30 protein-coding genes and 1 pseudogene are annotated in these 20,300 nt (G+C 39.2%); 11 read left to right on the forward strand and 20 right to left on the reverse strand.

Annotation, left to right across the window (positions count from 1 at the left end; all coding sequences use genetic code 11):
• Positions 1 to 189: 189 nt before the first annotated feature.
• From LC090_RS16750 to LC090_RS16780, 7 genes are all read right to left on the reverse strand, one after another.
• Entirely contained in the window at positions 190 to 345 is a 156-nt protein-coding gene (locus LC090_RS16750; protein WP_226659155.1) for a hypothetical protein, read from the reverse strand.
• A 20-nt stretch (positions 346 to 365) separates the two neighbouring features.
• On the reverse strand, positions 366 to 569 hold the full coding sequence (locus LC090_RS16755; RefSeq protein WP_226659156.1) for a hypothetical protein: 204 nt from the start codon (positions 567 to 569) through the stop codon (positions 366 to 368).
• On the reverse strand, positions 559 to 1,125 hold the full coding sequence (locus LC090_RS16760; protein ID WP_226659157.1) for a DUF4825 domain-containing protein: 567 nt from the start codon (positions 1,123 to 1,125) through the stop codon (positions 559 to 561). The genes LC090_RS16755 and LC090_RS16760 overlap by 11 nt, the downstream gene beginning before the upstream one ends.
• Before the next feature lie 96 nt (positions 1,126 to 1,221).
• Positions 1,222 to 1,614: a VOC family protein gene (locus LC090_RS16765; protein ID WP_226659158.1), complete on the reverse strand. Its 393-nt coding sequence runs from the start codon at positions 1,612 to 1,614 to the stop codon at positions 1,222 to 1,224.
• Positions 1,614 to 2,045: a VOC family protein gene (locus tag LC090_RS16770; RefSeq protein WP_226659159.1), complete on the reverse strand. Its 432-nt coding sequence runs from the start codon at positions 2,043 to 2,045 to the stop codon at positions 1,614 to 1,616. Before LC090_RS16770 ends, LC090_RS16765 begins: the two co-directional genes overlap by 1 nt.
• The gene (locus LC090_RS16775) at positions 2,045 to 2,533 is read right to left on the reverse strand and encodes a GyrI-like domain-containing protein (RefSeq protein ID WP_226659396.1); all 489 of its coding nucleotides are present in this window, start codon (positions 2,531 to 2,533) and stop codon (positions 2,045 to 2,047) included. The genes LC090_RS16770 and LC090_RS16775 overlap by 1 nt, the downstream gene beginning before the upstream one ends.
• Positions 2,533 to 2,976, reverse strand: coding sequence for a VOC family protein (locus tag LC090_RS16780; RefSeq protein WP_226659160.1), 444 nt, complete (start codon positions 2,974 to 2,976; stop codon positions 2,533 to 2,535). Before LC090_RS16780 ends, LC090_RS16775 begins: the two co-directional genes overlap by 1 nt.
• A 193-nt stretch (positions 2,977 to 3,169) precedes the next feature.
• Between LC090_RS16780 and guaC the strand changes: the two genes are divergently transcribed.
• Together guaC and dacB are read left to right on the forward strand one after the other, a co-directional pair.
• A complete protein-coding gene (guaC, locus tag LC090_RS16785; RefSeq protein ID WP_226659161.1) occupies positions 3,170 to 4,153 on the forward strand; it encodes a GMP reductase in 984 nt (327 codons plus the stop codon).
• A 259-nt stretch (positions 4,154 to 4,412) separates the two neighbouring features.
• Positions 4,413 to 5,894 carry a D-alanyl-D-alanine carboxypeptidase/D-alanyl-D-alanine endopeptidase gene (gene dacB, locus LC090_RS16790; RefSeq protein ID WP_226659162.1) on the forward strand — a complete coding sequence of 494 codons (1,482 nt, stop codon included), beginning with the start codon at positions 4,413 to 4,415 and terminating at the stop codon, positions 5,892 to 5,894.
• 389 nt (positions 5,895 to 6,283) lie between these two features.
• Here dacB and LC090_RS16795 read toward each other — a convergent pair whose 3' ends face one another.
• Complete coding sequence (locus LC090_RS16795; protein ID WP_226659163.1) at positions 6,284 to 6,658, reverse strand: hypothetical protein; 375 nt, start codon at positions 6,656 to 6,658, stop codon at positions 6,284 to 6,286.
• Positions 6,659 to 6,783: 125 nt separating this feature from the next.
• Between LC090_RS16795 and LC090_RS16800 the strand changes: the two genes are divergently transcribed.
• Complete coding sequence (locus tag LC090_RS16800) at positions 6,784 to 7,023, forward strand: hypothetical protein (protein WP_226659164.1); 240 nt, start codon at positions 6,784 to 6,786, stop codon at positions 7,021 to 7,023.
• Here LC090_RS16800 and LC090_RS16805 read toward each other — a convergent pair.
• Positions 7,016 to 7,507, reverse strand: coding sequence for an Hsp20/alpha crystallin family protein (locus tag LC090_RS16805; protein WP_226659165.1), 492 nt, complete (start codon positions 7,505 to 7,507; stop codon positions 7,016 to 7,018). The genes LC090_RS16800 and LC090_RS16805 overlap by 8 nt on opposite strands.
• A 110-nt stretch (positions 7,508 to 7,617) precedes the next feature.
• Between LC090_RS16805 and LC090_RS16810 the strand changes: the two genes are divergently transcribed.
• Positions 7,618 to 7,830, forward strand: a complete 213-nt coding sequence (locus tag LC090_RS16810) for a hypothetical protein (RefSeq protein WP_226659397.1) — start codon at positions 7,618 to 7,620, stop codon at positions 7,828 to 7,830.
• Positions 7,831 to 7,850: 20 nt separating this feature from the next.
• The gene (locus LC090_RS16815; protein ID WP_226659166.1) at positions 7,851 to 8,084 is read left to right on the forward strand and encodes a hypothetical protein; all 234 of its coding nucleotides are present in this window, start codon (positions 7,851 to 7,853) and stop codon (positions 8,082 to 8,084) included.
• 238 nt (positions 8,085 to 8,322) lie between these two features.
• On the opposite strand, the gene LC090_RS16820 is transcribed toward LC090_RS16815, so the two are convergent.
• The gene (locus LC090_RS16820; RefSeq protein ID WP_226659398.1) at positions 8,323 to 8,958 is read right to left on the reverse strand and encodes a pyridoxamine 5'-phosphate oxidase family protein; all 636 of its coding nucleotides are present in this window, start codon (positions 8,956 to 8,958) and stop codon (positions 8,323 to 8,325) included.
• A gap of 233 nt (positions 8,959 to 9,191) precedes the next feature.
• Between LC090_RS16820 and LC090_RS16825 the strand changes: the two genes are divergently transcribed.
• Together LC090_RS16825 and LC090_RS16830 are read left to right on the forward strand one after the other, a co-directional pair.
• Complete coding sequence (locus LC090_RS16825; RefSeq protein WP_226659167.1) at positions 9,192 to 9,386, forward strand: helix-turn-helix transcriptional regulator; 195 nt, start codon at positions 9,192 to 9,194, stop codon at positions 9,384 to 9,386.
• 3 nt (positions 9,387 to 9,389) lie between these two features.
• The gene (locus LC090_RS16830) at positions 9,390 to 9,824 is read left to right on the forward strand and encodes a hypothetical protein (RefSeq protein ID WP_226659168.1); all 435 of its coding nucleotides are present in this window, start codon (positions 9,390 to 9,392) and stop codon (positions 9,822 to 9,824) included.
• A 179-nt stretch (positions 9,825 to 10,003) separates the two neighbouring features.
• Here the strand turns inward: LC090_RS16830 and LC090_RS16835 are convergent, their stop codons facing one another.
• The 3 genes from LC090_RS16835 to LC090_RS16845 all read right to left on the reverse strand — a co-directional run bounded on the left by LC090_RS16835 (position 10,004) and on the right by LC090_RS16845 (position 11,701).
• A complete protein-coding gene (locus LC090_RS16835; RefSeq protein ID WP_226659169.1) occupies positions 10,004 to 10,513 on the reverse strand; it encodes a hypothetical protein in 510 nt (169 codons plus the stop codon).
• Between the two features lie 99 nt (positions 10,514 to 10,612).
• Positions 10,613 to 11,107 (reverse strand): LURP-one-related/scramblase family protein, encoded by a 495-nt coding sequence (locus LC090_RS16840; RefSeq protein ID WP_226659170.1) that lies wholly within the window; start codon positions 11,105 to 11,107, stop codon positions 10,613 to 10,615.
• A 231-nt stretch (positions 11,108 to 11,338) separates the two neighbouring features.
• The gene (locus LC090_RS16845; protein ID WP_226659171.1) at positions 11,339 to 11,701 is read right to left on the reverse strand and encodes a DUF948 domain-containing protein; all 363 of its coding nucleotides are present in this window, start codon (positions 11,699 to 11,701) and stop codon (positions 11,339 to 11,341) included.
• A 654-nt stretch (positions 11,702 to 12,355) separates the two neighbouring features.
• Here LC090_RS16845 and LC090_RS16850 point away from each other — a divergent pair.
• From LC090_RS16850 to LC090_RS16865, 4 genes and pseudogenes are all read left to right on the forward strand, one after another.
• The gene (locus LC090_RS16850) at positions 12,356 to 12,673 is read left to right on the forward strand and encodes an ArsR/SmtB family transcription factor (RefSeq protein WP_226659172.1); all 318 of its coding nucleotides are present in this window, start codon (positions 12,356 to 12,358) and stop codon (positions 12,671 to 12,673) included.
• Positions 12,674 to 12,831: 158 nt separating this feature from the next.
• Positions 12,832 to 13,383 (forward strand): NAD(P)H-dependent oxidoreductase, encoded by a 552-nt coding sequence (locus LC090_RS16855; RefSeq protein WP_226659173.1) that lies wholly within the window; start codon positions 12,832 to 12,834, stop codon positions 13,381 to 13,383.
• A 67-nt stretch (positions 13,384 to 13,450) separates the two neighbouring features.
• Positions 13,451 to 14,104: a peroxiredoxin-like family protein gene (locus LC090_RS16860; RefSeq protein WP_226659174.1), complete on the forward strand. Its 654-nt coding sequence runs from the start codon at positions 13,451 to 13,453 to the stop codon at positions 14,102 to 14,104.
• A gap of 67 nt (positions 14,105 to 14,171) precedes the next feature.
• Positions 14,172 to 15,021, forward strand: a pseudogene (locus LC090_RS16865) (DMT family transporter).
• A gap of 315 nt (positions 15,022 to 15,336) precedes the next feature.
• Here LC090_RS16865 and LC090_RS16870 read toward each other — a convergent pair.
• The 7 genes from LC090_RS16870 to accC all read right to left on the reverse strand — a co-directional run bounded on the left by LC090_RS16870 (position 15,337) and on the right by accC (position 20,298).
• The gene (locus LC090_RS16870; protein WP_226659175.1) at positions 15,337 to 16,212 is read right to left on the reverse strand and encodes an AraC family transcriptional regulator; all 876 of its coding nucleotides are present in this window, start codon (positions 16,210 to 16,212) and stop codon (positions 15,337 to 15,339) included.
• A gap of 197 nt (positions 16,213 to 16,409) precedes the next feature.
• Positions 16,410 to 16,592 (reverse strand): hypothetical protein, encoded by a 183-nt coding sequence (locus LC090_RS16875; protein ID WP_226659176.1) that lies wholly within the window; start codon positions 16,590 to 16,592, stop codon positions 16,410 to 16,412.
• A 171-nt stretch (positions 16,593 to 16,763) separates the two neighbouring features.
• Positions 16,764 to 17,309: a GNAT family N-acetyltransferase gene (locus LC090_RS16880; RefSeq protein WP_226659177.1), complete on the reverse strand. Its 546-nt coding sequence runs from the start codon at positions 17,307 to 17,309 to the stop codon at positions 16,764 to 16,766.
• Positions 17,310 to 17,346: 37 nt separating this feature from the next.
• Positions 17,347 to 17,727 carry a hypothetical protein gene (locus LC090_RS16885; protein WP_226659178.1) on the reverse strand — a complete coding sequence of 127 codons (381 nt, stop codon included), beginning with the start codon at positions 17,725 to 17,727 and terminating at the stop codon, positions 17,347 to 17,349.
• 137 nt (positions 17,728 to 17,864) lie between these two features.
• Entirely contained in the window at positions 17,865 to 18,059 is a 195-nt protein-coding gene (locus tag LC090_RS16890; protein WP_226659179.1) for a hypothetical protein, read from the reverse strand.
• Between the two features lie 128 nt (positions 18,060 to 18,187).
• Positions 18,188 to 18,943 carry a putative hydro-lyase gene (locus LC090_RS16895; protein WP_226659180.1) on the reverse strand — a complete coding sequence of 252 codons (756 nt, stop codon included), beginning with the start codon at positions 18,941 to 18,943 and terminating at the stop codon, positions 18,188 to 18,190.
• Complete coding sequence (gene accC, locus LC090_RS16900) at positions 18,943 to 20,298, reverse strand: acetyl-CoA carboxylase biotin carboxylase subunit (protein WP_226659181.1); 1,356 nt, start codon at positions 20,296 to 20,298, stop codon at positions 18,943 to 18,945. The genes LC090_RS16895 and accC overlap by 1 nt, the downstream gene beginning before the upstream one ends.
• Positions 20,299 to 20,300 lie beyond the last annotated feature (2 nt).

The raw sequence follows: 20,300 nt of genomic DNA on the forward strand, positions 1-20,300 counted from the left end.
ATTTTTTGTTGACGACCTCTCTCTTATGTATAGCGTGATTTTGGTATGCACTTCACCACAGCGGTTCTTCTTCATTACTTAACGAATCGTAATATGAAAAAAGAAGGAGAATCAGCACAATAAGGCCAATTGAAAAACCCAAATAAGACCATAATGATAGCTTCTAGATCGACGTAATCCCTAATGGAATTAAAACGAGCATTGACATATAACGTGATCTTTTTCTCGATTTTGCTGATTAAACTGTCTTTCATGACAGTTAGGACATGCAGCTTTTTGGCGGTAATGGAGTCGCATGGCTTCTCTCCACCGCCACGTATAGCCACAATTCTTACAGGTTGGCATGCTCAATTCTCCTCATTCTATTAATTTTCACACGAAAAGCTCCAATTAAAAGCAAGAATATCCTTTTCCAAATTAACTTCTCCCCCTATTTTTTCACACCCATCAACTGCCGATTCAATCGCTTGGTGATTAAAATAGGAGGGCACCCCTATTAGAAATGAAATTCCAAGTGGTAGCAGAAGCAATAAAGAAACTATTTTCCTAGTATCTTTTCTACTTTTCATCAAAATAGTCCTCATAATCGTTTGCCATCTTTTCTAACTTCCCCTCATGGGTTGTCAGAAACTCACTGGCTGTCTCCTCGTTCATAAGCTCATCCTCACTTGGAAGATCAGCAAATTCATCTGATAGAATCTTCCTCATCTCATCTCTCGTCATACTCATACTTTTTCCTTGAACATAAAACTCATAACCTCTTGCATTTGGTACAAGTAAACTTAGATGAATCGCATTATACAACAGCGTTTTGTTCCTATTTTGGTCGCCCGAAAACCAATAGTTTTGAAATTCTTCATCTGAAATGGTGCCTTTTGCTTCGTAAGTAACGGCTATCCTTTCATCTGATAGATTTAACTTCTTTACAGTTTCCCCGCCTGGTAAGTGACTCAATAGTGCAAGAACATCCGAATTGTTCCCTACGTATGTACCGCTATCGTTTAAAAGAGATGATGACTGAACGTCGCCAACCGTTTTAATCGCTTGATCGCTCGCTTTTCCGCTCGAACAGCCAGTTGCTAAGAGAAGAAGGAACACAAACGCTAGCCATTTACTTTTCTTCATCTAATCCCTCCGTTTCTTACTTATTTATTCACTACTATCTACGAAAAATAAAGCGATAAGATTCAAATAATGTAAAAAAGGTAGCTCGAGCTACCCTTACGGCATTTTCTCCATATCCATATGCAGGGCATTCCATCGATGACCATCTAAATCAATAAACCCCATCCCATAGAGCCATCCATCCGTTAATCCTGGTTTTGCGAAAATAACTCCTCCAGCTTTTTCAACCTTGTCGACCAATTCATCCACCTCTTCACGAGTCTCCGCTCCGATTGAGAAAAGTACTTCTGTCCCATTCTGAGAATCTGCTACTTGATGATGCGCGAATGTTTCAAACCTTGACGCTGGAAAGAGCATCACTTTCGATCCCTCGACGGCAACTTGAACACCATCTCCAATAGACTGTACCGAAAAACCAATGTTGTGAAAGAAAGCTTTCGACTTTTCCAAATCCTTCACGGGCAAGTTCATCCATAGCTCCGTTGCCATTAACGTTCCTTCTCCTGACGTTTCTTAATTTCATCTGAATGAAACGGAGAGTCTTTGACCTCATTGACGACACTAAATGGATTTCCATCAAGATCATAAAAGTCAAAGCTGGTCATGCCTCCGAACTTTTCAATATCAGACGTTTTAACCCCTTCACATTTTAATTCATGATAAAACGCATAGATATCATCTACCAGAAAATTAAAGTAACTATTCTTCTGTTCATTCCGTACGCGAAACTCAGACGGTTGACTCGTTTCAACCTGAACTAGACCGAGTTGAGTAGGACCATGCGGAAAGTAAAAGCCTGCTCCCTTACCAACGCCTTCTCCCCACTCCTCGATCTTCTTAACGCCAAGATGCTCTTCATACCATGAAGTTGCCTTTTCAAGATTTGTCACCGGAATAAATACGCTACCAATACGAATCATCAAATCCTCTCCTTTGCTTCATCCTGAATAGTGTCCATCAGATCAACCTCAATCTGATTTATGTTCTTAAAGTGATAAAAGCGCTCGAGGTGCCAGGCATCTAATCTCCTCTTTGAATCGCTCTTTTCAATCCAGTTGTGCAGTTCATCATACGTTTGTAAAATTGTCTTATTCGAACCCGTATGCTTCATAACCGCATAAGTTTGAGTAGGAATTGTTAACGAAACCATTCCTTCAGGAACATGCTCTACTTTCTTCACTTGCTGGCAAACCCAATACCCTTCCTCTTCTTCAGAAGAAGCGTCTACAACAAAGGCACCAAACTGATAAGAATGGTTCAACACATTAGCAATCTCATTTTGTCTTTCAACCAATTCATTGGCTGCTATCGGAATTTGCAGGACGTACTCCTCTTCCGGGCAGCGAACTCTAATACCGACAAGCTGAAGTTGCTCCACGGTTTCAATGTGAACGTCATGCTCTCCCATCAATCTGCTGACTCCTCGCTAATCGGATCTGGAACAAGATAACGCTCTTTGAATTCCGGACTGATTTCACTCCACACATCAAACATATTGCCATCTAGATCATAGAAGACAAAGTTTCTCCCAGCATGTCCTCTGTTTTCTAGTTCACCGACCTTCATATTTTTCGCCACGAATTCATCTCGAAGCATTTCAAGCTCCCGAATACCATCCACTTCAAATGTTAAAGAAAAGCGTTCTTTTCCTTCACTATCATAGAAGTTGGCACATTCCTTTTCTTTTGCTTTTACTAGAAAGAAACTCTGATTCGCCATATTCAAAATCGCTTTATCCTGATCTTGATAGCTAAGCTCGGCATTTAAATTTGATACATACCAATCTGTGGCTCGTTTAACATTTGAAACAGGTAGATACGTAGAACCGATTCGAAGCAGTGACTGCTTCATCACATCATCTCCTTCATTCTTCCTTATGTACTTTTCCATATGCATGGATGAAATCCCTTCCATTTTTGATCTAAGTAAAGAAGAAGGTTTTAAAAAATACTTTGACAACAATGAGGAATTACTGTAAATTATCAAATGGACGAACATTTATTACAAAAACAAAACGGATTATTCGTTTTTAGGAGTGATTCTCATGGAAAACGTATTTGATTATGAAGATATTCAACTAATTCCCGCTAAATGTGTCGTAAACAGTCGATCAGAGTGTGATACTTCCGTTACACTTGGCAAGCATACATTTAAATTACCAGTCGTACCCGCAAACATGCAGACGATTATTGATGAAACCATTGCCGTTTCACTAGCAGAAAAAGGCTATTTCTACGTGATGCATCGTTTTGAGCCAGAAAAGCGAATCGCTTTTCTTCAAGATATGAACGCACGTGAGCTGATCACATCGATTAGCGTCGGCGTTAAAGACGAGGAATACACGTTTATCGAACAGCTTAAAGAACAAGGGCTTACACCCGATTATATTACGATTGATATTGCGCACGGTCATTCAAATGCGGTTATCGAAATGATTGGCCACATTAAAAAGCACTTGCCTGACAGCTTTGTGATTGCAGGAAATGTTGGAACACCGGAAGCAGTCCGTGAGCTCGAACACGCTGGAGCGGACGCAACAAAAGTTGGGATCGGTCCAGGAAAAGTGTGTATTACAAAAATCAAAACCGGTTTTGGAACTGGCGGTTGGCAGCTAGCAGCACTTCGCTGGTGTGCAAAGGCAGCAACAAAGCCAATTATCGCAGATGGCGGCATTCGCACACATGGCGATATCGCAAAATCCGTACGCTTTGGTGCTTCCATGGTCATGATCGGCTCATTGTTTGCAGGACATGAAGAATCACCCGGAGAAACGGTTGAACGCGATGGCAAGCGATACAAAGAATACTTTGGATCAGCGTCTGAGTTCCAAAAGGGCGAGAAGAAAAATGTGGAAGGTAAGAAAATGTTTGTTGAACATAAAGGAAGCCTTCAAGACACGCTTACGGAAATGGAACAAGATCTCCAATCGGCCATTTCTTACTCTGGCGGAGACAAGCTTGAGTCCATTCGCACAGTGGATTACGTTGTTGTAAAGAACTCCATTTTTAATGGTGATAAAGTCTATTAAGAAGCGCAGCTGCGATCATGCAGCTGCTTTTTTATGTCATGTGCGCATAGGCTTAATGAACTACTTCTCTGCTATTCCCATGTGTAAAAAGATTCAACTTTCTTGAAATCAAAGGGGATTTGAACGATATACACGAAAGGTTCATTTAGAGTGAATATTCAGTTAATACTCTGGGAGGTGAATGTGTCATTCTAAACTTCTTCTACATCTTTTAGGCAATACGTTAATGGACCATACTAAACAAAGAGGAGATGATGAATTGAAACAAACTTTGAAAAACGGCCTAGTCATCCTGCTGCTAATTCTCCTAGTCCTACCCCCTTTATCATCAAACCAGAATGTAAGTGCCGACAAAACAAATAGTAGTTTATCCACACAACTTAATGAGATCCTCTCCGATGAACGCCTTGATGGTGCTATCGCCGGAATAAGCGTCCGATCAGCGAACTCTGGAGAAATGATTTATGAGAACTACGGCCAGACCCGCCTAACTCCCGCCTCGAATATGAAATTATTTACGGCTGGTGCTGCCCTTGAAGCGTTAGGACCTGATTACCGTTTCACGACTGAACTTCTAACGGATGGCAATTTGAAAAACAAATTTTTGAAAGGGAACCTTTACCTTAAAGGAAAAGGCGATCCCACTCTCCTGAAAGAAGACTTCGATGAACTCGCTAACTCACTAAAAGAAAAAGGTGTACATAAAATTAAAGGCGATCTAATTGGGGATAACAGCTGGTATAAAGATGAAGCTCTTTCTCAGGACCTCTCCTGGTCAGATGAAGATAACTACTATGGGGCCAAGGTTTCTGCTTTAACCGCTTCACCTAATGAAGATTATGATGCCGGTACTGTCATTGTAGAAGCCTATCCAGGCAAACATCCTGGCGATCCAGTTGATGTTCGACTTTCACCGTCTTCAGATGTAATTGAAGTACAGAACCGAGCGAAAACGGTCAGTGCTGAAGAGGATGCGGAATTAAGCATCACACGTGAACATGGTTCAAATACCATCTTAGTCGAAGGGGAAATATCTGTGGATGCAACACGTAAGCGCGATTGGATTGCGGTATGGAATCCAGCGGAATATGTGCTTAGCTTAATGAAGCAATCCCTCAAGGAAGCTGGGATTCAATTTAAAGGCGACATGGTGCTGCGCACGACACCTGAAGAGGCTACTCTGCTCGTTGAAAAGAAATCCATGCCACTATCGGAGCTCCTTATCCCATTCATGAAGCTAAGCAATAACGGTCATGCAGAAATATTAGTAAAAGAAATGGGAAAAGTGAAGAAAAAGGAAGGCAGCTGGGAGGCTGGATTGGAAGTCATAAACGATTTCCTGGAAGAGACTGGACTCGATACAGCTGAAATGCGACTAAGAGATGGATCGGGCATATCTCACGTTTCATTAATTAAACCAAATCAGCTTTCCAATTACCTGTATCGCATACAAGATAAAAGCTGGTTTGATGCATTTTACGATTCTCTCCCCGTTGCCGGTGATGCCGATCGCTTTGAAGGGGGTACCCTTCGTTATCGCATGAGAGATACCGCTGCAGAACAAATTGTTCATGCGAAAACCGGTTCCTTAACTGGCGTCTCTTCTCTTTCAGGGTATGTGGATCAGAACAACGGCCTCGTCTTCTCAATTATGTTGAATCAATTTGTTGAAGAGGATGACATTAAGGACATTGAAGATGAAATCGCTGTTGTTTTAGCTGCTTATGCTGAGGGAAAATGATATACGTGAAGGGAGACCCAAGCGGTCTCCCTTTTTCATTTTTATCTCAATATGGGTTAGTTGAACCTCACTTTTAGGTTTCAGACATGCTGAAGTAAAATCCTGAGATCCTGCTCAGGAACATCACCATTCATTAGTTTACGAAATCGCTCAGCGTTTCCTTTAATATATCAAGAGGGAACCATCCCCTAGTACAACGTTATCCAAAGTCGAACGCAACTGTTTCGCGTTCGACTTTTTTTATGTTTAGCTAATATAAATTGAGTTTGGACAATAAATTCCGGATTTGGCCAATGTTTTTCTATTTTAGACAATATAACGAAATTTAGGTAAATAAACTTGATCCTCGTTAAATAACCTAAGAAAAGGGAATTCGACGCAAATACTCACTACTTCCTTCCCCTAATCTCATATTTCGGTGTCGGTGAGGGAGCCTCTTTTTGTGACGGGGCACCTTTTTGATCCTTTATTTCAATAGGAGTGAATTCTTCAGGCATCCCTGGTAAATTTTTAAGTGGTAAATGATCATAGTTCGCTCCTATATTCAACTTACCACTCAACTCTTTGATCCCGAGCGCACCAAAGTTATTTTGATATTCTAGCTTTTCAATAATGAGTTTCTCAATCGTTAAATGCTCAACATGAAGCGATTCTCCCTCTTCTTTATCTTTCACTTCTTCCTCGAGTTGAGCGACTTTTTGCTTCATCGCATCCATTTCTTTACTTCCTGTGATCATAAATTTAAAAAAGGATTTAATCGCCATAGTAACACCCTATTCTTTATCACTTATGAATGGCCTATTCCCTCTTCGCATATAGGTTAAATGAACCCCCTACTTCAATACCTATGATGGGGTTGTCCAAAAATGAATCAAAAGGAGGAAAGAAGATGAAGTTTAAGTCCACCCAAATTAACATGCCTTATCTAAAAATCAACCAGATCAATAACCTGTCTAACCTATCGTTCTCTTCTACTCAACGAATTGGGGTCTATTCTTCAGTGAAAAAAAACCAGGGGTTTGGCGCTCATAATGCAGATCAGGGCGTTTTCGTGAATCCAGGTTATATTGTGAATGATTCTGATTTGGATGATGCAACAGCCATCAAGAAAGAAAGGAAACCTACTTAATCGTAATCTTATTTTGTTCCCTCTGAATTCGTGGGTACGTCACTTCTAAAAGCCCTTCCTGAAAAACAGCGCTAACACTCGTTTCATCAGCTGGTTCTGGCAATTCAATGGTTCGTTCAAACTGTCCATAGAACCTTTCCGTCTGAACGACACGAATATCTTTGTTATCTGACTTTACGATTCCTTTAATGATGATATGTCGTCCAGAAATCGCCAGGTCAAGATCCCCTTTTCTTACACCTGGTAGCTCAAACACTAATACGATTTCATAATTACTCATATAAATATCCACTTTTGGAAATACACTTTTCGTTGAAGGCTGCAAAGGATGGGCAGGCTTGGATTGGTTTCCTTTCCCCATGTCAGTAAACGGATTCATCATGTTTCCAGGCTGATCATTATCAAATATACTCGACCAAAAATCATTTCCTTGAAAGCTTTTCGCCATTTCCATCCATTGTTTGAGGCGTTCAGGATCCAACATTCTCACCTCCCAATCGATTCGAAGCTCATAAAGTGAAGAGGGAAACATATATTTCTAACCAGAGGAGGGGTTAAAAATTGAGTTCACCTTCTATAGTTATTAATATTTTCATGTTTAAGATTAATTCCTTTGAAAATGCTTCGGCGGTCAATGTAGGGCAAAACTTCTTGGCAGACTGGAATAACACAGATAAAAAGAATCAAGGCTATGGACAAAACTTTGGCGATGACAGTGGCTTCTTTGGAACAAGAAGTGTTGTCGATGATCGGGACGGGATCGACATGCCAAGCATTATGGATCCGAACGCGACCAAATACCTGTAAGACGAAGGGGATGAGACATCATGATCTTTGCACCTACGGTCATCAACTTGTTAGGCTTTAAAGTGAATATCCTAGAGCGGAATTCAATGATCAACTTTGCTCCAACGCAACAGGCAGACGTGTTCTTATCAACTAAACGAAACCAAGGGTTTGGAGAGGAAAATGGCGATGTGACCGCTGTGTACATTCCAATCAGCTACGTCGTCGATGCCGATGTCAGTGATTCAAACTCCATTAAAAACAGCGTTGTTTAACACGCGGCCCGATTAGAAAATACCTTTAACAAGAGGAGAGGGATTCAGTCTTTCACTGAATCCCTCTCCTCTTGTTTCGTCCTGTGGTTTTTATCATTTTGGGACATTCTAAGCAACCTCCTCCCCATTGACAGGATCATCATGCTTGTTCCCCAAAGGATTAACATCGAGTCAAAGTCAACTATTGATCAGAGAGTAGTTGCCATCGATCTCAACTACTCATCATTTGCCTACAGGACTAATACATTCTCTTGCTATAACTCTCTCTTAAACCTGCTGCAACCTTTTCTTCAGTCACTCCTGGTAAATTCGTATGCTCTGCTAAAATCTTCGCAGCTTTTGGTCGTGCCTCTTTAGATGGCCATGACTCGCGATCCCAAAGTTTGGATCGCATAAATGCTTTTGCACAATGAATAAAGCACTCTTCCACTTTTACAGCGATACCGATGAGTGGAACTTTTCCACCTACGTGCATTTCCTTAAGCACTTTTTCATCTTTAATGATCGTCGCCTGCCCGTTTATTCGTAAGGTTTCTTCTAACCCAGGAATCAAAAAGATTAATCCAACGCTTGGATTTGAGAGAATGTTCATGATCGAATCCAGTCGCTTATTCCCAGGCCGTTCAGGAATAACGAGCCAATGATCATCCATAACATGAACAAACCCCGGAGCATCTCCCCTTGGTGAACTATCGCAATTTCCTTCCGAATCTGATGTTGACATCATTAGAAATGGTGACATCGCTAAAAAATTTTTACAGTTTTCATCTATATGTGAAATCACTTTATTCTTTGCCCTTTCACTTGGCTCTCCGACTAGCCCTCTCAACTCTTCCTTATTCGTGATGCAATCTTCTAATTCGAACTTTATCATGTCTGTCCCCCAAATATCATCAAGATCATTTGAGCCATTTTCAATCGACAACTGCTTTCCCCAATAAATAGACTCATAATGTATATTCAACACCCTAAGACACGAACCCTCCTTTAAACTATCTGCAGAAACGATCTTCCTAATAAAAAGCACCTTACAAAATGTCATTTATAAATGACATTTTGTAAGGTGCTGCATAATATAATGTGAACAAGAGGAGGAGCTGATGTTTATTGAAAAATAAAAAAATAAAGATCGCTCGGGCTGAAGCCGATGTTTCTCAAGAAAAATTAGCAGCTATGGTTGGTGTGACCCGGCAAACAATTAATTTAATTGAAGGTGGTAACTATAATCCAAGTCTTAAATTGTGTACAGCTATATGCAAAGCCTTAAATAAAACGTTAGATGATTTATTCTGGGAGGAATGATCCGTGAGTGTTGAAAAATTCGTTAAGGAAACGAAATTGACCATTTGGGTCACGTTATTTGTTAGTTTAGCCCTTTTTCTAACCTGGGTAGTTTTGGAAACATCGGACACCGTTTTTATTAACAACAGAGCGTTCTTAGCCCTATCGCTGATTCCTTTCAGTGTAGCACTAACAGGCTTCCTTAAACTGATGAAAATAAGAAAGAATCCTCAATTGATTGTATCTGAGACTGATGAAAGACTTGTAGCTGAGAAGCATGAAGCCGAAGCGAAAACCTTGAAGGTACTGCAAGGGATTTTGTTTATATCCTATCTAGGATACACGTTTTTCAGCCCAGAAGAAATCTTTCAATCAATCGGGTGGTGGATCACGCTAAGTGTGCTTCTTTTCTCTTTATTCGCTCCATTTATGTTTCGCCATATGATAAAAGAAAGCTAATCAAGAGCTTTACTAAAAAAGGGAGCCTCATTATTGAGCTCCTTCCCTACATTTGCACTATAAAGTTTAATAATGACTTCAGCAATATGAAGTTAGAGAAATCCTCTCATTCTGATCACTTTGCCATCTAATTCTGTCCCTATCTTTTCCATACCAAGTTTACGAAAAGAACACTTCCTTTATTTATAAATAAAACGCTCCCCCATATATTTCTTGCTACTTAGAACATTTCCAATAACTTGTATCGCTTCATAAGGCCGGTCTTCCGGATTAACGTGTACAATCTCCTTATCATATCCCTTTTTAAAATTCAAAATATCCTCTACTGCTTCTTTTGCACCATCTTCACTTACTCCATATATTCCGTTACCCAACCCGACTCCTATTCCACCATTCCAGGAAACGAGATTTTGTGGCATATCCTTTATATGTGCATTAATCCATCCTTCATTTTCTGCAATCTTACTCTGAGCTAAGATCAGACGGTCCTTATAATCTGGGCTGCTTTGATCAAGATCATTTAATTGTTTGACCGTTTCATTCAGATTAAACATGATGTAATTTATCGCCTGGCCTAAACTTTCCTCTTCTCTCTTCTTTTCGTAAAAATAGTGAGTAGTGAGAAAGATATTCAAAGCTAAAGATACTAGCAGAACAGGTAAGATCGCTTTTTTTAGTTTTTGCTTCATCTAACTCCTCCTTCATTTTCATTTTAAATTCACTTTTCATTTCTTATACATATAAAAAGAAGCTTATTACGGATAAGCTCCTCACTTTAATTCTGCCTACTACATCGATGCTGATGCAGCAGCTGCCTGGTCAGCCTTGACACAATCGATGGCCACAACGAGCGCAATGATCATCGTTTCCATCTCGTCATCTAGGATTTGAACCTTGTAACTATCGCCCCAGGTGAACCATTCCTTGCCCACTTCCGCTATGAGTTTTCCTTTCTGCACGACTTGGAAATCCATATCCCACCAATTACCATTCACTTCAATACCTGCTGCATCAATGGTATAGCGTGCTTTTAAGAAAGAAAATTCCTTCTTAATGGTTAAAATCTCTCGACCATTCACTTCAACTAAAAATTTCGGGAAAAAGCTGAAGACCTGTTTCTCAATAAGGGCTACTTCATCTCTACCCGTATTCATTATGGAGAAAGTCTTTGGCACTTGCATAAAACTTCCCTCCACATAATACCGATCGTTCTCTTGCTGGTCCTTTACTGTATATTTCCCACTAAGACTGAAGACCTTCTGCTTTATATAAAGTTGCTTCATCCATACACCTCCCGATGTCTTTTATTGATTTACGAGTTAGGTGGCTGTTTGGTTCCGGGCAATGCATGAAATTATCTGTTTTCAAAACAGGATCTTCTATTTCTCATAAGAAAAAGGATGGCAGCTACGATTAAAATAATTGGGATACACGAAAAAAGAAAGCCTGCTAGGCTTCCTTTTCTACTTATGCTCAACACATTAATAAAAATTTCCTTCAACGAAACTCTTTTCTTACTTCAATCTCACTTGTACCGGTTTGCTTTCTTGTGTACGAATGGTTTTCCTACTATTCTTTTGCAAAGCGGTTTTTTTAATGGAGCTCGTTACATCGTGTATCATGTCCCCCACATCATGAGCAGACTCGATTAAAGGATCCACGGCTTCCATTTTCCCTTTTACATCATCCGAAATTTGGTTGGCGGTATGGATCAATTCTTCTGCTTCATCTGTAATACCGTTAACCGAATTCCGGACACCAGACAACGTCTCCTTTGTTTCTGCCAGTGTTGTCATCACTTTTCGTAAAGTTAAAATCAAATAGACAACGAGAATCACAAACGCGGCAGCTACAACAACAGCACTCCATCCAAACATTGAGATCACTTCCCTTCTTTTCTCTAAGTCTATGAAGGGGCATGTTCGGACATTCTATTTCGTACAAACTCATCCAGGTTATGATTCTTCTAACCCCGCTTATTTTTATTTCTCTTATAAAGCACGTAAATCGCATTACTACTCACCGCTAATAACCACACGGCCAGGTACCCTAACGCATATGTCAGGTGCAGTTCCTGTTGGACGACCGAAATAGCAAGAAACGTCCCAAGAAGGCCGGCCAGAATGATCACACTAAATCGCCACTCAGAATGTTCGAGTTTTTTAATTTTCTATTCAACTCCCGTTCTTTACGTTAATCAATAAACCTTATTCCTAATCATTTCAAATTACTTGGCGTACCTCAACCTAACCTAATTGTCAACGTGTACGATTTCTTCTAAGTTTGTCCTATTGGCTTTTATAACGTTATACATTCTATTCTTCCTTTAATAGGTTTTAGTTTCTCTTATTGCTTTTCCATCATCCTACATAAAGTTCCCACTCTTTATTACACAGTAGCACCGATATAATGGAGCAACATCTTCTCACTCTCAGTTCTTAAGAAATTAATGGAGTTATGATACTCCTTAATTAAAAGCCTTATATCGATGATAATTGCTTTTATAAAAAAAACGTATTAGAATGGCTACTATGAAAACACCATACCAACCACCAATCGAAAGTGTCCTTTTTACAAAAGTTCTTCACGCATTAAGTGAACCAAATAGAGTGAAGATCATCCGTTGTTTAAATGAAAGCTTTGAAAATAATTGTACGGCCTATTCTCTTGAATTACAGTTACCAAAATCCACCGTCTCCCATCACATTAAAGTGCTTCGTGAGGCAGGACTGATTAAAGCTAGAATAGAAGGAAAGGAGCATATTTACTCTCTAAGAAGAGAAGAAATTGACGAGAAATTTCCAGGTTTACTAAAAACCGTTACGCAACTTAAAGAAGAAGATATTTAAAATCGAAAGAGCCCCTAGCGGCTCTTTTTTTTATTCTACAATGAAATAAAACATTTTTATCAAATAAACGAAAGAATTGCATTAACAAATAAATGGTGTTATTATTTTTATCAGTTCGATGGTTTTCGAACCATAAAACAATCAGGGGGAAATTAAAAATGAAAAATATATTAGTTATTAATGGACACGAATACTGGTCATTTGCACCAGGGAGATTGAATCAAACACTATTTGATGAAATCATCAACAATTTGAAAGACTCCTACAACATTAAAACAACTGTCGTTCAAGATGGGTACGATGTAAAGGAAGAACAGGATAAATTTATGTGGGCAGACACAATCATTTTCCAAACACCTATCAATTGGTTTAGCTTACCCGGCGCTTTCAAGTCTTATATCGATGCTGTATATGAACCTGGACTCTTCTTCGGCGGAGATGCAGAATACGGTCACAACGGTATGTTAGGTGGAAGAAAATACATGCTTTCCACAACATGGAATGCACCAGAATATGCCTATAACGATGAGGATAAATTCTTTAAAGGTCAAGATCTCGAAGGGTCACTTGATCACTTGCATAATATGAACAAGTACGTTGGACTTGAACCACTAAAGAGTTTTGGAGCTCACGACGTTATGAAAAATCCTGACATTGATAAATACCTAACAGAACTTCGTGCACATTTGAAAGAAGTTTTTGACGTTTAATTCGTTCTAAAATAGTAATATAAACTTTTCGATAGAAAAATCCGAAATTAATATTGAGGTGAGCAACATGTTAAAAGATGAACTAATAACAGTACGTGAAAAGTTTTTCTCAAATGCTCCAAATCACGTGACCAATAATGTAACCCAGGCAACTAACGAGTTGCTTGACTCTGGAATAGCAACTGGCTTGACCGAAGGAGATCAAGCTCCTGATTTCACGCTGAAAAACGCCAATGGAAAATTCATCACTTTATCTGAGGAATTAAAAAAAGGACCCGTCATTTTGAATTTCTATAGAGGTGGTTGGTGTCCCTACTGCAATCTTGAATTGAGAGCTTATGAAGAAATTCTTAATGATATTAAAGCAGAGGGAGCACAATTAATCGCTATTTCTCCTCAAACTCCAGATCAATCTTTAACGACACAGGAGAAAAACAACCTTTCTTATGAAGTATTAAGTGACACTTCCCAAGAGGTTATAAAAAATTACAACTTGCTATTTGAAATGCCTGATTATCTTATTAAAACGTATAGAGATGATTTCAATATTGACTTAAGTGATTTCAATAGCAAAGAAGATCCTTGGAGACTCCCTGTAGCAGGAACGGTTGTTATCAGTCAAGATGGTACAATTATGACGTCAAGTGCAAATGTCGACTATATGTACCGAGCTGAACCTAGAGAAGTTTTAATGCAATTAAAAAATAAAAAAAGAATTTAAACAGCAGAAAAAGGGTAAGTCACTTACCCTTTTTTATTATTTATAAAAGAATAAAAGGGGTATATTCATGAATAGGTTAACGTTCGGGATTCTCGTTATGATCACAACCGCTCTCATGGGTTCTTCGTTTGCTATAGGTAAAATCGCCATTACTTATATCTCACCGTTGTTATTAAACGCCCTTAGATTTATCGTAGCTGGTGCTTATGAAAAACTGGTTGTTAATCGCTCTCATCGGCCTCTTTCAAACGACTGGCGTTTTGGGTTTTATCTTTATTAGTTTAAGAACCATTTCTGCCAGTGAATCTTCTATATTAACGTTTACCAATCCACTCCTTGTCATTGTTTCAAGTACAATTTTCCTAAAAAAACAATACAATAGAAGTCAATGGTTCGGAGTATGCCTGGGCATGATAGGAGTCTTCATTACATTAGGTGGCCAACTTAACTTGCAAATCGGTACCTTATTAAGTTTATTCCCTTCGATTTCATGGGCTACCTCTACTTTACTTATTAACACTTATGGAAAGAGATTTGACGTATGGGTTTTAACAGGTTACCAGATGTTATTTGGTGGTCTCTTCTTGTTGCTATTCAGTTTTTTATTCGAACTACAAGTCATGATTGTCTCAATTGAATCGGTAGGTCTTACACTATGGTTAGCTATTATGGCTTCCGTCGTCCAATTTACTATTTGGTTCTACCTTCTTCAAAACGGGGATCCTGGGAAGACCAGTGCATTCTTATTTCTAGCCCCATTCTTTGGTGTGCTTTTTGGTTGGCTTTTGTTAGGTGAGAAACTACACCTCACGACTCTTACTGGAGGACTTTTTATTCTTATTGGAATTTTCTTAGTCAACTGGACTAGTAAAAAGCATAAGCCTCGAATAACTGAGAATAAAACTTTCAATCATTAATGTTTATAAGCATAACCGATTAAGGAGAAACCTAATAAGGTATGATAACACTCATACTTTATTAGGTTTCTCCTTTTACAGATACTATTCCTAAATTCATTGTTCCCCCCTTACGCTAAGGAAAAATGTCGACTAGTTAATTACTAATTAGCTCCGAGATTGTGGAAGACTTGATATCAAAATATATTCTATAGATAAAGGTTGCTACCAATATTCCAATAACCATTAAAGGCAGAAATTCAAAAATCACTTTGAAAACTTTTGCATTTTTTTCATAAGAAAAAGAGCTGTCTAAAACAGCTCCGTAATATTTTATTAATTATTCTTCTTAACGGGAATCCAAATCTCACTTTTTACAGAGGTAGAAGTTAAATCTTTACTTTTAATTGACAAGATCTCAGGGCCTTCTGTTACTTGATAAGTGGAAGATGGAAACCACTCTGAATAAATCTTCCCCCATGTTTCTTGTAATGTATTAGGGAATGTTCCGGTTGATTCGAAGATTGCCCAGGTTAGTGCAGGTACTTCAAGTTTAGTAAAATCTTCGGGGCATTCTTGGGTTGTTGCTACTCCTATATATTGATCAAGTTCCCCTTTTTCTTCCATACGCCCTTCTGAAAAGTTACTAGATGCTTGAATCATCCCTTTCGGTTCAACATTTGAAAGTTTTTTTAATCGTTCTATTTTATTCATAGTCAAGGATTGCCACATCCCAGCTATTTCCGGATTTTCTCCTTCAAAAACAATTGGAACTCGTTTCATAATACCAACGATGGTAAATGCTTCTTTTTGTTCGATTCGATAGTTCATTTCAGTTCCTCCTCTAATTGACAATTGGAAGGTCATAAATGGATATGCTTTTAAATGCTGACCTTTGTTTCTTGCTTCTGTTGGTGTGACGCCATGTAAATTAAGAAAAGCTCTCGTAAAGGAGTCCGGTGAATTGTATCCATATTTCATCGCAACATCGATAACTTTTACATTACTATTTTGAAGCTCAAATGCTGCCAAACTAAGTCGTCTACGCCGTATATACTCTGCTAACGTCATTCCTGCAAGAAAAGAAAACATTCTCTTAAAGTGATATTCGGAACAATAAGCTAAACTTGCCACGACTTTGTAGTCTATTTCGTTAGTAAGGTTTTCTTCGATATACTTCATTGCAGTATTCATGTCCTTAAGCAAATCCATTAATTTGACCTCCTTTCATCAATAGAATAACAGGAATTTACTTTATTCATCCGACATTTTGTGCACCATTTTGTAGGGTAAATTAACCGGAACTGCTCCGGTAGTTTAATTGTTTCATCCGCATAGTTACATACCATTGTTAATGAATAGCTAAATAGTGGAATACTTGATTTCAAGATACTAAAAACCTGTGATAATTAGGTATTAGGTGTTTTTCCTAATCCTAATCCATTAGCAACAACACCAATTACCCCTGTTATAATAAATACAGAAGCAATAAACAAAGGTGTTAAAGATAGCGTTTCAGTCAATAATCTAAACAAACCTACCGCAAACATAAGAAAGCTACCTATTAGTGCAACAACTATTCTATTCGTCATTTTAACCCTCCTAAATAAGTCATATTCCCTCTTACAAGGTTAATGCATTTATTGAATATTCTATTTAGCAATCGCTACTACATCTGCCATACCAATTACTTCCATTTTTTCTAACAACTCAATTTTTCTTGTACATGAAAAAGAGCCTATCTTATTACAGATAAGCACCCATTACTTGAATAACTTATACCAGTACAAAGTGGTTTCAATATTAGGATTATATGACTGCTTTAGTGTGTCAACTCCACCTAGTATAAATCCTTGTTTCACATAAAATCTGCATGCACCAAGATTATCATCTTGTGCTTCCAAGGACATCCCTATAAGTTTTCTTTGTTTTGCCCACTCTTCCGCTTTATTTAAGAGCAACTTTCCGACTCCACTGCCTCTATAATCTTTTTTAGTAGCAATGTTTTCAATATAACAGAAGCGATTCCATTCCTTAATTATTCTAATTTGTCCTATGCAAGTGTTATTCATATAAGCTAATAACAAGGTTTTATCCTCTCGGTTTATATATTGGCTCCAATCAAGTTTGTCATCTGGAAAACGTGTTTCTCTCGTTTCATCGAAAAGAACCTCTTGATAAGACCACTTTCCTGATTGTAAACTGGGGACAACTCTACCATATAACTTAAAATAATCATTTGTCTCATTGATATCCTTAATTAACGCATTATTTAATGGAAAAATAATGATTTTACTTTCACTACCCAATATTGCACACTTCCTTTTATGATTTTTTGAATGTGATTCAAAAAGATCTCTTCTTTTGAAAAATCATATCGCTAAAAGCAATCCCAACTGCTAACCCAAAGGAAGTAAACAATTGATACCCATCAATACTGGAAAAAGTGAGTAATGAGACAAGCACATGAATGGCGCTCAGTCCGGCAAACCATTTGATGAATGTACCGACTCGCTCCTTTCGTTCATACTTGTTCAACTTTCTCGTATTCCAAACTGCCATAAGGATGAAGTAAAAAATGGACAGAAAAAAGTAAGCTAAACATCCAATAATCACTTCTGGTGCATATGGGTAAGTATCATTCCAATACACTGAGTAAGCCATAACGCCTAAACTCACTAGCGTAAAACTAAATAAAAGCACTGACAGTCGATTTGCTTTTTTCATTTTTAGCGCGCCTCTCTTTCACTCAGCATCTATTTCCATTTTTTCACTTCCGGTAGATTTTGTCATCTGTTTTTGAAAATGATTCTCCAGTTAACGAAAAAAAAAGCTAAAGATACTAGCATCTTCAGCCTTTACCATTACAACTTATCGTAAAACGTCCCATTCAGCAGCAGTACAATATCTCCAAGGGCACCGATACAAAAGAAGATAAAGTAATAGCTTGCTTCTGTGATCGTTTTATTAAAAAGCTCTTGAAACGCTTGAATAAACAGCTTTTCAAACTTAAACCAGCTTAAAATCCAGGCAATAAGTAAGAAGCTAACGATTGTCATGATCTACCTTCCTCCTACTTATTTCAACTCGGTTATTCCCTTCATTTTATCATACGTCATAAGGGCTTATTCTCAACAAAAAAAGCCGTTCAGTCAGAAGCGGTTCTCGACTAAACGACTTTCACACTCTATTCTTTTTGATCCGTAATCAGCATATGCCCCGGCGCATGCGTGATCATAATCTCAGGTTTTACGTTCAACCCAACATACTGAGGTGTTACCCCGCACGCCCAGAACACGGGAATGCGTTCTTCTTCATCGAAAGGAGGGAATTCTCCGTAATCCGGTTTTTCAATATCCTTAATGCCAATTTCAGATGGATGACCAACGTGAATGGGAGCCCCGTGCGCATGCGGAAACTTTGATGTGATGGCAATTGTTTCATCAAGCTCTTCTTTTCGAATCGCTCTCATGCTGACCACCATATTCCCGTTAAACTGACCCGCTTCTTCGCAAGGGATGTTGGTTTGATACATTGGCACAACGAGATTCATTTCCTGATGCAATAAGCTAATGCCGCTTTCCACGAGCGCTTTTTCAAATGTAAAGCTACATCCTAATAGAAATGTGACATAGTCATCTTCCCACACGTCCTTAAGGTCAAGTGTCTCCTTCTCCAACTCTCCGTTTTTGTAAATGCGGTATTTTGGAAGATCTGTGCGAATATCTGCATCAGCAATGCGAGGCTTTACCTGTCCCGCTTCAAGAACATCAACGATCGGACAGGGCTTCGGATTTCGCTGACAAAACAGGAGGAACTCGAAAGCGTATTTTGAGGGAAGTGTAATCATATTCGCCTGCAAGTAGCCATCACATACGCCTGATGTTGTTCCACTCTCAAGATTGTCGCGATACTTTCGTCGCTGTGTAGAAGGAGTTTCCATTAGACCATCTCCTTAAGTTCATAGATTTCAAGAAACTTTGTGTTAAAATCGCCTTCTACAAACTTCTCATGGTTGAATAACCTCTGATGAAACGGAATCGTTGTTTTCACGCCTTCGATCTTGAATTCACTGAGCGCTCGCTTCATCCGCTGCATGGCTTCTGTACGCGTCGAACCGTATGTAATCAGCTTTGCAACCATCGAATCATAAAATGGCGGGATGACATAACCTGGATAAACGGCCGAATCCACTCGAACCCCGAAGCCTCCGGGTGGGAGATACGTTTCGACTGTTCCTGGTGAAGGCATAAAACCGTTATCCGGATCTTCCGCGTTAATTCGACATTCAATCGCCCAACCGCTCATCTCTACTTCCTCTTGTGTGAGTGAAAGTCGCTCACGGTCAGCGATTTTGATTTGTTCTTTAATTAAATCAACACCCGTCACCATTTCTGTAACAGGATGCTCCACCTGAATCCGCGTATTCATTTCCATAAAATAATAGTTTCCATCCTGGTCATAAATAAATTCGACTGTACCGGCACCGGCATAATCAACGGCCTTAGCTGCTCGAACCGCGGCTTCACCCATTTCGGAACGAATGGATTGCGTTAAAGCAGGGGACGGTGTTTCTTCCACAAGCTTTTGCATCCGTCTTTGAATGGAGCAATCGCGTTCGCCGAGATGGATCACGTTGCCATAAAGATCCGCGAGAACTTGAATTTCGATATGACGAAAGTCTTCGATAAACTTTTCCATATACACACCTGGGTTGCCGAATGCCTTTTCCGCTTCCTGCTGGGTCATATTAATGGCTTTGATTAATTCCTCTTCTTCTCTTACAACACGAATCCCTTTCCCGCCTCCGCCGGCTGTGGCCTTAATGATGATAGGGAACCCCATATCATTTGCTAGTTCAAGCGCTTCTTCTTTGCTTTGAATAATGCCTTTTGAACCTGGAACCACCGGGACGTTCGCATCTTGCATCGTCTTTCTCGCCACATCTTTGATTCCCATTTGACGAATGGATTCTTTGCTTGGACCGATAAAAGCAATGTTACAGTCCTCACACATCTCCGCGAAGTCGGCATTTTCAGCAAGAAAACCATAGCCAGGGTGAATCGCATCCACGCCGCTATTCGTCGCAATCGTCATGATATTCCCTACGTTTAAATAGCTATCGCTAGAGGACGTAGGGCCGATACAATAATGTTCATCCGCCAATTGCACATGTAGAGCATCCCGATCCGCTTCAGAATAGACGGCGACAGCGGTTAAATCAAGCTCATGACAGGCGCGAATAATACGTACAGCAATTTCACCGCGATTTGCGATCAGTACTTTTTTGATTCCCATCT

The organism is Guptibacillus hwajinpoensis (assembly GCF_020524165.1).
Lineage (GTDB): Bacteria > Bacillota > Bacilli > Bacillales > Guptibacillaceae > Guptibacillus > Guptibacillus hwajinpoensis_D.

Bases quoted from the DNA above. Each gene is read 5' to 3' on its own strand.
- LC090_RS16770 (WP_226659159.1), bottom strand. From the start codon at position 2,045: ATGATTCGTATTGGTAGCGTATTTATTCCGGTGACAAATCTTGAAAAG.
- guaC (WP_226659161.1), top strand. From the start codon at position 3,170: ATGGAAAACGTATTTGATTATGAAGATATTCAACTAATTCCCGCTAAA.
- LC090_RS16885 (WP_226659178.1), bottom strand. From the start codon at position 17,727: ATGAAAAAAGCAAATCGACTGTCAGTGCTTTTATTTAGTTTTACGCTA.
- LC090_RS16845 (WP_226659171.1), bottom strand. From the start codon at position 11,701: ATGTTTGGATGGAGTGCTGTTGTTGTAGCTGCCGCGTTTGTGATTCTC.
- LC090_RS16870 (WP_226659175.1), bottom strand. From the start codon at position 16,212: ATGGATTTGCTTAAGGACATGAATACTGCAATGAAGTATATCGAAGAA.
- LC090_RS16835 (WP_226659169.1), bottom strand. From the start codon at position 10,513: ATGAAGCAAAAACTAAAAAAAGCGATCTTACCTGTTCTGCTAGTATCT.
- LC090_RS16850 (WP_226659172.1), top strand. From the start codon at position 12,356: ATGAAAACACCATACCAACCACCAATCGAAAGTGTCCTTTTTACAAAA.
- LC090_RS16780 (WP_226659160.1), bottom strand. From the start codon at position 2,976: ATGAAGCAGTCACTGCTTCGAATCGGTTCTACGTATCTACCTGTTTCA.
- LC090_RS16765 (WP_226659158.1), bottom strand. From the start codon at position 1,614: ATGGCAACGGAGCTATGGATGAACTTGCCCGTGAAGGATTTGGAAAAG.
- LC090_RS16800 (WP_226659164.1), top strand. From the start codon at position 6,784: ATGAAGTTTAAGTCCACCCAAATTAACATGCCTTATCTAAAAATCAAC.
- LC090_RS16760 (WP_226659157.1), bottom strand. From the start codon at position 1,125: ATGAAGAAAAGTAAATGGCTAGCGTTTGTGTTCCTTCTTCTCTTAGCA.
- LC090_RS16840 (WP_226659170.1), bottom strand. From the start codon at position 11,107: ATGAAGCAACTTTATATAAAGCAGAAGGTCTTCAGTCTTAGTGGGAAA.
- LC090_RS16895 (WP_226659180.1), bottom strand. From the start codon at position 18,943: ATGGAAACTCCTTCTACACAGCGACGAAAGTATCGCGACAATCTTGAG.
- LC090_RS16750 (WP_226659155.1), bottom strand. From the start codon at position 345: ATGCCAACCTGTAAGAATTGTGGCTATACGTGGCGGTGGAGAGAAGCC.
- LC090_RS16815 (WP_226659166.1), top strand. From the start codon at position 7,851: ATGATCTTTGCACCTACGGTCATCAACTTGTTAGGCTTTAAAGTGAAT.
- LC090_RS16795 (WP_226659163.1), bottom strand. From the start codon at position 6,658: ATGGCGATTAAATCCTTTTTTAAATTTATGATCACAGGAAGTAAAGAA.
- LC090_RS16860 (WP_226659174.1), top strand. From the start codon at position 13,451: ATGTTAAAAGATGAACTAATAACAGTACGTGAAAAGTTTTTCTCAAAT.
- LC090_RS16820 (WP_226659398.1), bottom strand. From the start codon at position 8,958: ATGATAAAGTTCGAATTAGAAGATTGCATCACGAATAAGGAAGAGTTG.
- LC090_RS16805 (WP_226659165.1), bottom strand. From the start codon at position 7,507: ATGTTGGATCCTGAACGCCTCAAACAATGGATGGAAATGGCGAAAAGC.
- LC090_RS16875 (WP_226659176.1), bottom strand. From the start codon at position 16,592: ATGACGAATAGAATAGTTGTTGCACTAATAGGTAGCTTTCTTATGTTT.
- LC090_RS16775 (WP_226659396.1), bottom strand. From the start codon at position 2,533: ATGGGAGAGCATGACGTTCACATTGAAACCGTGGAGCAACTTCAGCTT.
- LC090_RS16755 (WP_226659156.1), bottom strand. From the start codon at position 569: ATGAAAAGTAGAAAAGATACTAGGAAAATAGTTTCTTTATTGCTTCTG.
- LC090_RS16810 (WP_226659397.1), top strand. From the start codon at position 7,618: ATGTTTAAGATTAATTCCTTTGAAAATGCTTCGGCGGTCAATGTAGGG.
- LC090_RS16855 (WP_226659173.1), top strand. From the start codon at position 12,832: ATGAAAAATATATTAGTTATTAATGGACACGAATACTGGTCATTTGCA.
- accC (WP_226659181.1), bottom strand. From the start codon at position 20,298: ATGGGAATCAAAAAAGTACTGATCGCAAATCGCGGTGAAATTGCTGTA.
- LC090_RS16890 (WP_226659179.1), bottom strand. From the start codon at position 18,059: ATGACAATCGTTAGCTTCTTACTTATTGCCTGGATTTTAAGCTGGTTT.